General features: G+C 76.5%; 13 protein-coding genes. 10 read left to right on the forward strand and 3 right to left on the reverse strand.

Annotated elements, in window-relative coordinates:
• Nucleotides 1–8 precede the first annotated feature (8 nt).
• Nucleotides 9–290 (reverse strand): hypothetical protein, encoded by a 282-nt coding sequence (locus tag FS882_RS10185; RefSeq protein ID WP_262348199.1) that lies wholly within the window; start codon nucleotides 288–290, stop codon nucleotides 9–11.
• Nucleotides 291–416: 126 nt separating this feature from the next.
• On the opposite strand from FS882_RS10185, the gene fdxA reads away from it, so the two are divergent.
• The 5 genes from fdxA to FS882_RS10210 all read left to right on the forward strand — a co-directional run bounded on the left by fdxA (nucleotide 417) and on the right by FS882_RS10210 (nucleotide 5,127).
• Entirely contained in the window at nucleotides 417–743 is a 327-nt protein-coding gene (gene fdxA / locus FS882_RS10190; RefSeq protein WP_147795850.1) for a ferredoxin, read from the forward strand.
• A 4-nt stretch (nucleotides 744–747) separates the two neighbouring features.
• Nucleotides 748–1,905 carry a succinyldiaminopimelate transaminase gene (gene dapC, locus FS882_RS10195; protein WP_158372942.1) on the forward strand — a complete coding sequence of 386 codons (1,158 nt, stop codon included), beginning with the start codon at nucleotides 748–750 and terminating at the stop codon, nucleotides 1,903–1,905.
• A 235-nt stretch (nucleotides 1,906–2,140) separates the two neighbouring features.
• Nucleotides 2,141–3,439: a citrate synthase gene (locus FS882_RS10200; protein ID WP_158372943.1), complete on the forward strand. Its 1,299-nt coding sequence runs from the start codon at nucleotides 2,141–2,143 to the stop codon at nucleotides 3,437–3,439.
• Nucleotides 3,440–3,601: 162 nt separating this feature from the next.
• Entirely contained in the window at nucleotides 3,602–4,144 is a 543-nt protein-coding gene (locus tag FS882_RS10205) for a PAS domain-containing protein (RefSeq protein ID WP_262348200.1), read from the forward strand.
• Nucleotides 4,141–5,127 (forward strand): methyl-accepting chemotaxis protein, encoded by a 987-nt coding sequence (locus FS882_RS10210; protein WP_222848186.1) that lies wholly within the window; start codon nucleotides 4,141–4,143, stop codon nucleotides 5,125–5,127. Before FS882_RS10205 ends, FS882_RS10210 begins: the two co-directional genes overlap by 4 nt.
• A gap of 92 nt (nucleotides 5,128–5,219) precedes the next feature.
• Here the strand turns inward: FS882_RS10210 and FS882_RS10215 are convergent, their stop codons facing one another.
• Nucleotides 5,220–6,137: a hypothetical protein gene (locus tag FS882_RS10215; RefSeq protein WP_158372945.1), complete on the reverse strand. Its 918-nt coding sequence runs from the start codon at nucleotides 6,135–6,137 to the stop codon at nucleotides 5,220–5,222.
• Between the two features lie 4 nt (nucleotides 6,138–6,141).
• The gene (gene dapD / locus FS882_RS10220; protein WP_158372946.1) at nucleotides 6,142–7,092 is read right to left on the reverse strand and encodes a 2,3,4,5-tetrahydropyridine-2,6-dicarboxylate N-succinyltransferase; all 951 of its coding nucleotides are present in this window, start codon (nucleotides 7,090–7,092) and stop codon (nucleotides 6,142–6,144) included.
• 59 nt (nucleotides 7,093–7,151) lie between these two features.
• On the opposite strand from dapD, the gene dapE reads away from it, so the two are divergent.
• The 5 genes from dapE to FS882_RS10245 all read left to right on the forward strand — a co-directional run bounded on the left by dapE (nucleotide 7,152) and on the right by FS882_RS10245 (nucleotide 11,917).
• On the forward strand, nucleotides 7,152–8,255 hold the full coding sequence (gene dapE, locus FS882_RS10225; protein ID WP_158372947.1) for a succinyl-diaminopimelate desuccinylase: 1,104 nt from the start codon (nucleotides 7,152–7,154) through the stop codon (nucleotides 8,253–8,255).
• 80 nt (nucleotides 8,256–8,335) lie between these two features.
• Nucleotides 8,336–9,187: a TIGR00730 family Rossman fold protein gene (locus FS882_RS10230; RefSeq protein WP_158372948.1), complete on the forward strand. Its 852-nt coding sequence runs from the start codon at nucleotides 8,336–8,338 to the stop codon at nucleotides 9,185–9,187.
• On the forward strand, nucleotides 9,177–10,166 hold the full coding sequence (folP, locus tag FS882_RS10235) for a dihydropteroate synthase (protein WP_158372949.1): 990 nt from the start codon (nucleotides 9,177–9,179) through the stop codon (nucleotides 10,164–10,166). Before FS882_RS10230 ends, folP begins: the two co-directional genes overlap by 11 nt.
• Nucleotides 10,163–11,485 carry a hypothetical protein gene (locus FS882_RS10240; RefSeq protein WP_187365249.1) on the forward strand — a complete coding sequence of 441 codons (1,323 nt, stop codon included), beginning with the start codon at nucleotides 10,163–10,165 and terminating at the stop codon, nucleotides 11,483–11,485. Before folP ends, FS882_RS10240 begins: the two co-directional genes overlap by 4 nt.
• A 264-nt stretch (nucleotides 11,486–11,749) precedes the next feature.
• Nucleotides 11,750–11,917, forward strand: coding sequence for a DUF3117 domain-containing protein (locus tag FS882_RS10245; protein ID WP_082812748.1), 168 nt, complete (start codon nucleotides 11,750–11,752; stop codon nucleotides 11,915–11,917).
• The last annotated feature ends 22 nt before the right edge of the window (nucleotides 11,918–11,939 follow it).

The raw sequence follows: 11,939 nt of genomic DNA on the forward strand, positions 1-11,939 counted from the left end.
GCGCCGGCTCACCGCCGTGGGCGGCGCTCCGGGGCGGGCGGGACGACCTTGCCGAGCGCGATCTCGGCACCGGGCACCCGCACGTCGCCCGCCCGGCGGGTCCGGACGGTGACGCCGTCGTCGTCCACGGCCACCAGGTCGCCCAGCACGTCGGTGTAGGGCTGCGGCTCGCCCGGCGGCAGCCGGCGCCGGACGACCACCCGCTGGCCGGCCCGCCAGGCGCGCCACGGGGCCGCGGCGCGACCCCCGTCCGCCGGGCGGTCCGCAGGCCTCGCGTCGTCGCTGGTCACGTGTCGTCCCCGTCTCGTCGCGCCCTGCTGCGCCGGTCGTGCGCAGGTGAGCGATACTAGGAGCAGCCAGCCCGAGCCGACCCGGACCGCGCCCGACCGCCGAGGCCGGGGCGCGTGGAGGACACCGTGACGTATGTGATCGCCCAGCCCTGCGTGGACGTCAAGGACAAGGCGTGCATCGAGGAGTGCCCGGTCGACTGCATCTACGAGGGCAAGCGGTCGCTGTACATCCACCCCGACGAGTGCGTGGACTGCGGCGCCTGCGAGCCGGTGTGCCCCGTCGAGGCCATCTACTACGAGGACGACGTCCCCGAGCAGTGGAGCGAGTACTACAAGGCGAACGTCGAGTTCTTCGACGACCTGGGCTCGCCCGGCGGCGCCGCCAAGATGGGCGTGATCGAGAAGGACCACCCCGTCATCGCGACGCTGCCGCTCCAGGTGCACGGGGAGTAGGCGCGTGGGCCTGCACACCGGCGCGCTGCCGGACTTCCCCTGGGACACCCTGACGGCGTACGGCGACCGGGCACGCGCGCACCCGGACGGCATCGTCGACCTGTCCGTCGGCACGCCGGTCGACCCGACGCCCGACGTGGTGCGCCGCGCGCTCGCCGACGCCGCCGACGCGCCGGGCTACCCGCAGACGTGGGGCACCCCCGCGCTGCGCGAGGCCGTCGTCGCCTGGTACGCGCGGCGCCGGGGCGTCCCGGGCCTCGACCCCGCGGGCGTGCTGCCCACGGTCGGGTCGAAGGAGCTCGTCGCCCTGCTGCCCGCGCTGCTGCGCCTGGGCGCGGGCGACCTGGTCGCGCACCCCGCGGCGGCGTACCCGACCTACGACGTCGGCGCCCGGCTGGCCGGCGCCGAGCCGGTCGCGACCGACGACCCGGCGGCGCTGCTCGCCGGCCCGGACGGGGACCGGGTGCGCCTGGTGTGGCTGAACTCGCCGGGCAACCCGGACGGCCGGGTGCTCGGCGTCGAGGAGCTGCGCGCGGTGGTCGAGGCCGCCCGCGCCGCCGCGGCGCGCACCGGCCGGCCCGTCGTCGTGGCCTCGGACGAGTGCTACGCCGAGCTGGCCTGGGACGAGCCGTGGGCGACCGACGGCGTGCCGAGCGTGCTGGACCCCCGCGTCACCGGCGGCGACGTCGCCGGCCTGCTCGCGCTGTACTCCCTGTCCAAGCAGTCGAACCTCGCGGGGTACCGGGCGGCGTTCGCCGCCGGGGACCCGGCGCTCGTCGCCGACCTGCTCGCCACCCGCAAGCACGTCGGCATGATCGTGCCCGCCCCGGTGCAGGCCGCGATGGCCGTCGCCCTGGGCGACGACACGCACGTGGCGGAGCAGCGCGAGCGGTACCGGGCGCGCCGCACCGCCCTCCTCGGGGCGCTGGGCTCCGCCGGGCTGGTGGTCGACCGGTCCGCCGCGGGCCTGTACCTCTGGGCCCGTCCCGCCGAGGGCGACGACGACTGCTGGGCCACCGTCGGGCGGCTGGCGGAGCGGGGGATCCTCGTCGCGCCCGGGTCGTTCTACGGCGCACCGCGGCACGTGCGCGTCGCGCTCACCGGGACGGACGAGCGGATCGCCGCCGCGGCGGCGCGGCTCGCGGCGGTCGACGCGCGCTGAGGGCGCACGGGCCCGGTGGCGGTTCCCCGCCTGCGACCGGGCGTGTGACTCTCGTCACAGCGTCTCGCGTCGCTCCCGGGATGGTTCCGCCCGCGGACGGCACGTAGCCTCGTCGCAGGCCGAGCCACCCCCGTGGCGCGCGCCCGCACCGCAGCGGCCGCCGGCAACCTGACCTGCACGACCTCGCGGACCGGACCGAGGTCCGAGCCCCGCACACCGCCCGAGGAGGAGCGCCATGTCCGACGTCACCACCGAGCCTGTCCAGCTGGTCGTCGACGGCACCCCGCACGACCTGCCCGTGGTGCGCGCGACCGAGGGCAACGACGGCGTCGTCGTGTCGTCGCTGCTGCGCGAGACCGGCCTGGTCACCGTCGACCCCGGCTTCATGAACACGGCGTCCTGCGAGTCGCAGATCACGTACATCGACGGCGACGCGGGCATCCTGCGCTACCGCGGGTACCCGATCGACCAGCTCGCCGAGCGGTCGTCGTTCCTCGAGGTCGCCTACCTGCTCATCAACGGCGAGCTGCCGACGGCGGACCAGCTCGACGCGTTCGTCGAGCGGATCAACCGGCACACCTTCGTGCACGAGAACTTCCGCACGTTCATGGGCACCTTCCCGTCCGGCGCGCACCCGATGGCCGTCATGTCGTCGGCGATCAACGCGCTGCCGACGTTCTACCCGGAGTCGCTCGACCCGTTCGACCCGGCGACCGTCGAGCTGGCCACCGTGCTCATCCTGGCGAAGACCCGGACCATCACGTCCTACCTGCACCGCACGTCCCGCGGCGAGCCGCTGCTCTACCCGGACTACTCGCGCGGGTACATCGAGGACTTCCTGCGGATGACGTTCGCCGTCCCGTACCAGCAGTACGACGTCGACCCCACGGTGGTGCGCGCGCTGGACAAGCTGCTCATCCTGCACGCGGACCACGAGCAGAACTGCTCGACGTCGACCGTGCGCATCGTCGGGTCGAGCCACGCCAACCTGTACGCCTCGGTCGCGGCGGGCATCAACGCCCTGTCCGGCCCGCTGCACGGCGGCGCCAACGAGGCCGTGCTCAAGATGCTCGCCGAGATCCAGGCGAACGGCGGCGACGCCACCGAGTTCATGCGCCGGGTCAAGAACAAGGAGCAGGGCGTCCGGCTGATGGGCTTCGGGCACCGGGTCTACAAGAACTACGACCCGCGCGCGGCCATCGTGAAGGAGAGCGCCGACGCCGTCCTCGCCGCGCTCGGCAAGGACAACGAGCTGCTGGACATCGCGCGCGCCCTCGAGGAGATCGCGCTGTCCGACGAGTACTTCATCTCGCGCAAGCTCTACCCGAACGTCGACTTCTACACGGGCCTGATCTACAAGGCGATGGGCTTCGACGAGCGCATGTTCACGCCGCTGTTCGCGCTCGGCCGGATGCCCGGCTGGATCGCGCAGTGGCGCGAGATGATGACGGACCCGACGACCAAGATCGGCCGCCCGCGCCAGGTGTACTCGGGCTCGCCGGAGCGGACCTTCGTCCCGGTCGAGGACCGCTGACGGGAGCACCGCCCGACCGGGCGAGCGCTTCCCCCGGATCGGGTCGGACGAACCGGTCAGAACCCGACGACTCGGACCGATCCGGGGGGCATGTCGCCCACTGAGGCCGCGCACCGTCGCGGCAGCGGCCGGCGGTCAGGACCCGTGCGGGGGCGACGCGGGGTGCGGCCGACCGGTGTCGAGCGGGCCTTCGGGCCCGAGGAGATCATCGTCTCCAAGACCGACCCCAAGGGAGTCGTCACCTACGCGAACGACGTGTTCGTGCGCGTGAGCGGGTACCCCGAGGACGAGATCCTCGGCAGCCCGCACAACCTGATCCGGCACCCGGCCATGCCGCGGGCGGTGTTCCGGCTGATGTGGGAGGTCATCCCCACCGGCCAGGAGCTGTTCGCCTACGTGCTGAACCTCGCGGCGGACGGCGGGCACTACTGGGTGCTCGCGCACGTCACGGCGTCGCGCGGGCCGGACGGGCGGGTCGTCGGGTACCACTCCAACCGCCGGTGGGTGCCGCCGGCCACGCAGCGCGCCGTCGGCGACCTCTACGCCCGGGTCCGGGCCGCCGAGGACGCGCAGCCGAGCACGCCGGACGCCCTCGCCGCGGGGGCGGCGGTGCTCGGCGCCGCGCTCGACGACGCCGGGCTGTCGTACGACGAGTGGGTGTGGTCGCTCGCCGGCCGCGACGACGCCGACGGCGGTGCCGCGTGACCGCGACGACGAGGGCGCCGGCGGTGCCGGCGGGCTCGGGCCGGGTCGAGGCCCCGGCGCCCCCGGACCGGGGACGCCGGTGGTCCCGCTCCCGGGGGCCGGTCGCGGGGCCCGACGACGGGAACGCGGCGGCGCTGGACGCGATCGCCGCGTTCTGCGACCGCATCGCGGCGGGTGACCTCGAGGGCCGGCTCGCCGCGCTGGACGGCGACGAGTCGGTGCAGCGTGCCCGCCACTCCCTCAACCGGCTGGCCGACCTGGTGGACGCCTACGTCCGCGAGTCCCAGGCCTCGCTCGCCGCCGCGGGCGAGGGACGGTTCCACCGCCGGTTCCTGCGCCGCGGCCTGCCCGGGGCGTTCCGCGAGGGCGCCGCCCGGATCGACGGCGCGCGCGCCGGGCTGGAGAGCGCCGCGACCCGCACCGCCCGGGACCGGGCGGAGCGGGCCGAGCTCGCCGAGCGGCTGGTCGCCGTGGCCGAGCGGGTGGCGGAGAGCGCCCAGCGGCTCGCGTCGTCGGCCGCCGCGCTGGGGGCCGCCGCGGAGCAGGCGACGTCCGCGGCGCGCGACTCCCGGGCGACGGTCCGGGAGCTCGCCGACACGTCCGGGCAGATCGACGAGGCGGCGGGGCTGGTGAAGGCGATCGCCAGCCGGACCCGGCTGCTCGCGCTGAATGCGACCATCGAGGCCGCGCGGGCGGGGGAGGCGGGACGCGGCTTCGCGGTCGTGGCCGAGGAGGTCCGGGCGCTCGCCGACGACTCAGCGGGCCGGTCCGACGACATCGCGCGGCAGGTCGCCGAGGCCCAGGCGGTGGCGGACGAGGCCGGACGGGCCATCGGGCGGATCGACGAGATCGTGGCCGGCATGTCGGACCAGGTCGAGGCGGTCGCGGCCGCGGCGGGCGGCGGCGCGGGCTCGGGCGCCGGCCTGGCGGAGCTCGCGGAGCAGCTCCGGGAGGAGATCACCGCCTTCGCGGCCCTCCGCTGACGCGCCGGTGCGCGCGAGATCGGTGGTTCCGCGCGAGATCGGTGGCTGCAGGCACCGATCTCGGTGGGAACCACCGATCTCGACGGGCGGGGTCAGGGGGCCGGGGCGAGGGTGAGGGCGACCGTGCCCTCGGGGGCAGCGGCGGCGTCCGCCGCGGCGCCGCCCGCGGTCCAGCCCTCGCCCGCGCGGTCCCACCGGCTGTCGCCCACCTCGACCGCGTCGACGCCCAGCGCCTGGGCCGCGGCCACCGACCACTGCGCGACGGACCAGGCGGCGCGCGCCGGGTCGCCGCCGGTCGCCGCGGTCAGCCCCGCCACGTCCAGCACGACCACCGGGCCCGACGCACCGTCCGCGGAGGCGTCGACCGCCGCGGACACCGCGCCGCCGAAGTCCCGCTGCACGCGCGCGGCCACGGCGTCGACGTCGCCGGGCTCCGCCGGGTCGAGGTCGCAGTCGACGGCGGCGGGGGTCCAGCCCGTGAGCACCGACGCCCACGCCCGGGACCTGCCCTCGTGCTGGGCGTACGCGTCCGGGAACCCCGAGCGCTGCACCGCCTGCGCCGCCTCGGTCACCGGCAGCTCGGTGTACCCCGGCACCGCGACCAGGCCGTCGTAGAACTTCCCGGTCGAGTACACCGGGTCCATGATCTGCTCGACCGTGCCCCAGCCCTGCGAGGGCCGCTGCTGGAACAGCCCGATCGAGTCCCGGTCGCCGTAGTCGATGTTGATCAGCCGGGACTCCTGCAGCGCGGTGGCGAGCCCGATCGTGACGGCACGGGCCGGCAGCCCGCGCTGCGCCGCGGTGGCGGCGATGAGCGCGGCGTTGTCGGCCTGGTCCGCGGACAGCGCCCACGCCGTGCCGCCGACGGTCGCGGTGCACCGCCGGGACGCGGGCGCGGGGGAGGTCCCGCCGAGGGCCCACACCACCGCGCCGACCGCCCCGGCCAGCAGGGCCAGGGCGGCCAGCGCCGCGCAGCCGAGGCGCGAGGCCGTGCTGCGGCGGCGGGACACGGCGTCAGTTCGCGTGCAGGGCGGCGTTGAGCGTGATGCCGGTGCCGGTGCGGGCCACGGCCTCGACGCCGCCGGTGAGCGAGTTGCGGCGGAACAGCACGCCGTCGGAGCCCGACAGCTCGCGGGCCTTGACGACGCGCGGGGCGCCGTCGTCGCCGGTCTCGCCGACCAGGGTCACCTTGGTGCCGGCCGTCAGGTACAGGCCGGCCTCCACGACGCAGTCGTCGCCGAGCGAGACGCCGAGGCCGGCGTTGGCGCCGAGCAGCGAGCGCTCGCCGATCGACACCCGCTCGCGGCCGCCGCCGGACAGGGTGCCCATGATGGAGGCGCCGCCGCCGATGTCGCTGCCCCCGCCCACGACGACGCCCTGGGAGATGCGGCCCTCGACCATCGACGTGCCGAGGGTGCCCGCGTTGAAGTTCACGAAGCCCTCGTGCATGACCGTGGTGCCGGAGGCGAGGTGCGCGCCGAGCCGGACCCGGTCGGCGTCCGCGATCCGCACGCCGTCGGGCAGGACGTAGTCGACCATGCGCGGGAACTTGTCGACCCCGAGGACCGTGACCGGCCGGCCGGTGGCGGCGCGCAGCCGGGCGCGGGTCAGCTCGAAGCCGTCGACCGCGCACGGGCCGTGGTCCGTCCAGACGACGTTCGGCAGCACCGCGAAGATGCCGTCGAGGTTGAGCGTGTTCGGCGCCGCGAGCCGGTGGGACAGCAGGTGCAGCCGGAGGTAGGCGTCGGCGGTGTCGACCGGCTCGGCGTCCAGGTCCACGACAGTCAGCACGGTCTCGGTCCGGACCCCGCGGGCGGCGTCGACCGTGACCAGGGCCGCGAGCTCCTCGGGGCACTCCGCGGCGGGGGGCACCTCGCCCAGCGCGGGCTCCGGGTACCAGGCGTCCAGCGTGGCGGAGCCGGTGACGGTGGCCAGGCCCCATGCCCAGGCGGTGCGGTCGGTCATGGCGTCCAGCCTAGGGGCCGTCGGCGAGGGGGTGGTCGTCCGCGGGTAGGGTCGCGGGCGTGACGACGACCACCCCGCTGGACCTGACCGCCGACCTCACGACGCTCACCGCCGCGATCTGCGACATCGCCTCCGTCAGCGGCGACGAGGCGGCGCTGGCCGACGCGGTCGAGGCGGCCCTGCGCGGGTACCCGCACCTGGAGGTGCTGCGCGACGGCGACGCCGTGGTCGCGCGCACGCACCTCGGCCGGTCGTCCCGGGTCGTGGTCGCCGGGCACATCGACACGGTGCCGGTCACCACGGACCCCGCGAACCTGCCGACCCGGCTCGAGGGCGCCGGCGCCGACGCGGTGCTGTGGGGCCGCGGCACGGTCGACATGAAGGGCGGCGTCGCCGTGCAGCTGGCGCTCGCGGCGGCGCTGACCGAGCCGACGCGGGACATCACGTGGGTGTTCTACGACCACGAGGAGGTCGAGGCCTCGCTCAACGGCCTGGGCCGGATCGCCCGGGAGCACCCGGACTGGCTGGCCGCCGACTTCGCCGTGCTGTGCGAGCCGACCGACGCGGGCCTGGAGGGCGGCTGCAACGGCACGCTGCGCGCCGAGGTCCGGGTGCCGGGCGTCGCGGCGCACTCGGCGCGGGCCTGGACCGGCGTGAACGCGATCCACGGCGCGGCGCCGGTGCTGGCGCGCCTCGCGGCGTACGAGCCGGCGTCGGTGGAGGTCGACGGCCTGGTGTACCGCGAGGGGCTGAACGCCGTGCTGATCAGCGGCGGCGTGGCGACCAACGTCGTCCCGGACCGGTGCGTCGTCACCGTGAACTACCGGTTCGCCCCGTCGCGCTCGGAGGCGCAGGCGGAGGCGCACGTCCGGGACCTGTTCGAGGGCTTCGAGGTCGTGGTCACGGACTCCGCCGCCGGCGCCCGCCCCGGGCTGGACGACCCGGCGGCGGCCGAGTTCGCCGCCGCGGTGCTCGGCGTCACCGGCGGCGCGCCGGCGCCCAAGTACGGCTGGACGGACGTCGCCCGGTTCTCCGCGCTCGGGGTGCCCGCCGTGAACTTCGGCCCCGGCGACCCGCTGCTCGCGCACAAGGACGACGAGCGGCTGCCGGTCGCCCAGCTCGGGCTGTGCCACGACGCGCTCCGGACCTGGCTGACGGCCTGACGTCGCCGTCGACGGGGGTTCACCCGCCGGACCACCGGGGTGCCCGTGCGCGCCCCGGCGCGGACCGTAGAGTCGGGGCCATGAGCGACGACGGCGTTCCCGTGCCGGGTTCGGGCTACCGCAAGGGCCCCGTGCTGCTGCGGCGCGGGCAGATCCCCACCACCACGTCCGACCAGCGCCTGCTGTCCGGCGGCGACGGCGCCGACTGGCTGCACGGCGACCCGTGGCGCGTGATGCGGATCCAGAGCGAGTTCGTCGAGGGCTTCGGCGCGCTCGCCGAGCTCGGCCCGGCCGTCAGCGTGTTCGGCTCCGCCCGCACGCTGCCCGAGCACCCGGACTTCGCGCTGGGCGAGGAGGTCGGCCGGCTGCTGGCCGAGGCCGGCTACGCGGTGATCACCGGCGGCGGCCCCGGCATCATGTCCGCGGCGAACAAGGGCGCCTCCGAGGCGGGCGGCCTGTCGGTCGGCCTCGGCATCGAGCTGCCGTTCGAGCAGGGCATGAACCCGTGGGTCGACCTCGGGGTCAACTTCCGGTACTTCTTCGCCCGCAAGACGATGTTCGTGAAGTACGCCGAGGGCTTCATCGTGCTGCCCGGCGGGTTCGGCACCTTCGACGAGCTGTTCGAGGCCCTGACCCTCGTCCAGACGCACAAGGTCACCGAGTTCCCGATCGTGCTGGTGGGCACCGACTACTGGCAGGGACTGCTCGACTGGCTGCGCGGCCCGGTCCTGGACCGCGGCATGATCCGCGAGGCGGACCTGGAGCTGATCCGGCTGGTCGACGGCCCGGAGGAGGCGGTGCGCATCGTGCGCGACCGCGGGGCGGAGCTGCGCGCCGCCGAGCGCGCGGCGGCCGCGGCGGCGGAGCGGGCGCAGGAGGAGGCCGAGGCGGAGGTGGCCGACGAGGCGGAGGACGCCCCGGGTGGGCGCTGAGCCCGAGCCCGGAGCCGACGCCGGACCCGCCGCACCGCCGCCGGTCGTTCCGCCCGCGGGCGGCGTCCCGGCCCCCGGTGCGCCGCTGCTGCTGCGCGGCCGCTGGTTCGGCCCGGACCACCCGGTCGTCATGGCGGTGGTGAACCGCACGCCGGACTCGTTCTACGCCGCCGCTCGGCACGACGACGCCGGCGCCGACGCGGCGGTGGCGCGCGCCGAGGAGGAGGGCGCCGACCTGGTCGACCTCGGCGGGGTGCGCGCCGGCCGCGGGCCCGCGGTCGACGTCGCCGAGGAGATCGCCCGGGTCGTGCCGCTCGTCGAGCGCGTCCGGCGCCGGCACCCGGACCTGCTGGTCAGCGTGGACACGTGGCGCGCCGAGGTCGCGCGGGCCGCGGCGGACGCCGGCGCCGACCTGCTCAACGACACCTGGGCCGGGCACGACCCCGCGCTGGTGGAGGTCGCCGCCGGGCGCGGGCTGGGCGTGGTCTGCTCGCACACCGGCGGGCTCCCGCCGCGCACGGACCCGCTGCGGGTGTCGTACCCGCTGCCGCCCGACGCGCCCGCCGGCGCCGACCCGCGGGACGGGGTGCTGCTCGACGTGCTCGCGACGCTGCGCGCCGCCGCCGCGCGGGCCGTGGACCTCGGGGTGCACCCGGCGAGCGTGCTCGTCGACCCGACGCACGACTTCGGCAAGAGCACCTGGCACTCGCTGCACCTGGTCCGGCGCACCGCCGCGCTCACCGCGCTCGGGCACCCGGTGCTCGTCGCCCTGTCCCGGAAGGACTTCGTGGGGGAGACGCTCGACCTGCCCCCGGAGGACCGGCTGGAGGGCACCCTCGCCGCGACGTCGCTGGCCGCCTGGCTCGGGGCCCGCGTGTTCCGCGCGCACGACGTGCGGGCCACCCGGCGGACCGTGGACATGGTCGCGGCGCTGCGCGGGGACGCCCCGCCGGCGCGCGCCGTCCGGGGCCTGGCGTGACCGCCGGGTCCGGGGCTCCCGGGCCGGTCCCGTCCGGGTCGCCGGAGCCGCGGTCGCCCGGGTGGCGCGCGCCGGGCACCGGGAGCGCGACCCGCGCCCCGGCCCCCGGCCGCCGCGCCCTCGACCCGCGCACCTGGCCGTGGTGGGTGCAGGCGCTCGCGGTGTACGCCGCGGCCCGCGCCTTCTCCGCCGTCGTGCTGCTGGTCGTCGCCACCCGGCAGGTGGCGAGCGGCTGGACCGGCGCGTCCCCCGGGTACGCGGACTACACGGGCCTGATGTGGGACGCGACCTGGTACCGCACGATCGCCGAGGGCGGCTACCCCGCGGAGCTCCCCGTGGGCGCCGACGGCCTGGTGCAGCAGAACGCGTGGGCGTTCTTCCCGCTCTACCCGTTCCTGGTCCGCGCGGTGATGACCGTGACCGGCGGGTCCTGGGCCGTCGTGGCCCCGACCGTGTCGTTGCTCGCGGGAGCCGGGGCGGTGCTGCTGGTGCACCGCGTCGTGGTGCGCGGGGCGCCGCGCGCGGTCGCCGCCCGCCCGGGCCTGCCGCTGGCGACGGTGCTGCTGGTGAGCGTCTTCCCGACGTCGGTGGTGCTGCAGGTCGGGTACACCGAGTCGCTGGCGCTACTGCTGGTCGCCGCGTCGCTGCTCGCCGTCGTCACCCGGCGGTACGGCTGGGCGTGCGCCGCGGTGCTCGCGCTCGGGTTCACCCGCGCCGTCGCGCTGCCGATGGCCGTCGTGGTCGCCGTGCACGCGCTGGTGCGGTGGCGGGAGTGGCGGGCGGCCGGGGAGCGACCGCGCGGCCGGGACCTCGCGGGCATCGCGGCCGTGGGGGTCGCCGCCGTGGTCTCGGGCGTCGCGTGGCTCGCGATCTGCGGCTGGGTCACCGGCGTGCCCGACGCCTACCTGCAGACCCAGGAGGCCTGGCGCGGCGCCGCCACGACCGCGCCGTTCGCCGGGTGGTCGTACGTGCCGGCGTTCTGGTTCGGCGACGCGGCGCCCCTCGTGGTGCTCGCGGCGGCCGCGTTCGTGGTCGCGTGCCTGGTCACGCCGTCGGCGTGGCGCCTCGGCAGGGAGCTGCACGCCTGGTCGGCCGCGTACCTGCTGTACCTCGCGGCGGCGGTCGAGCCGGGCAGCAGCCTGGCCCGGTTCCTGCTCCTGGCGTTCCCGCTCGGCGCCGCGACCGCGGGCGTGGTGACCCGGCCGCGCGCGGCCCGCTGGGCGTGGACCGGCGCCGTGGTGGTCCTCATGCTCGTGCTCCAGGTGGTGTGGATCTGGCACATCTGGCGGTTCGTGCCGCCGTCCGGCTGGCCGCCGTGACCCGTCGCCACCGCCCCCGTCCGCGGGGTGCCGTCGGGGCTCCGCGGGCGCTCCGCCGGGACGCCGCGACCCGGCCGCAGGGGCCTGACGAGCGGCTTGACGCACCCGGCGCGCGAGGACGGCCCCGCCTTGTCGCCCCGGTGAACTAGACTGCGGGTTGGACATCCGGGAGCCGGAGGCCCGCGTCCGCCCGTCCCGCCCCCCGCGGACGCGGCGGTACCGGGCGCCCGGACGCCCAGCTGACGACGCGAAGGAGAGCCCCGCATGGCCGCGATGAAGCCGAGGACTGGTGACGGTCCGCTCGAGGTGACCAAGGAGGGCCGCGGCATCGTCATGCGGGTCCCGCTCGAGGGCGGTGGCCGACTCGTCGTCGAGCTCAACGCGACCGAGGCGCAGGAGCTCGGCGAGGCCCTGACCTCCGTCGTCTCCTGACCACGCGGGACCTGCTTCCGAC

This window comes from Cellulosimicrobium cellulans, from assembly GCF_007679345.1.
Taxonomy (GTDB): domain Bacteria; phylum Actinomycetota; class Actinomycetes; order Actinomycetales; family Cellulomonadaceae; genus Cellulomonas; species Cellulomonas cellulans_A.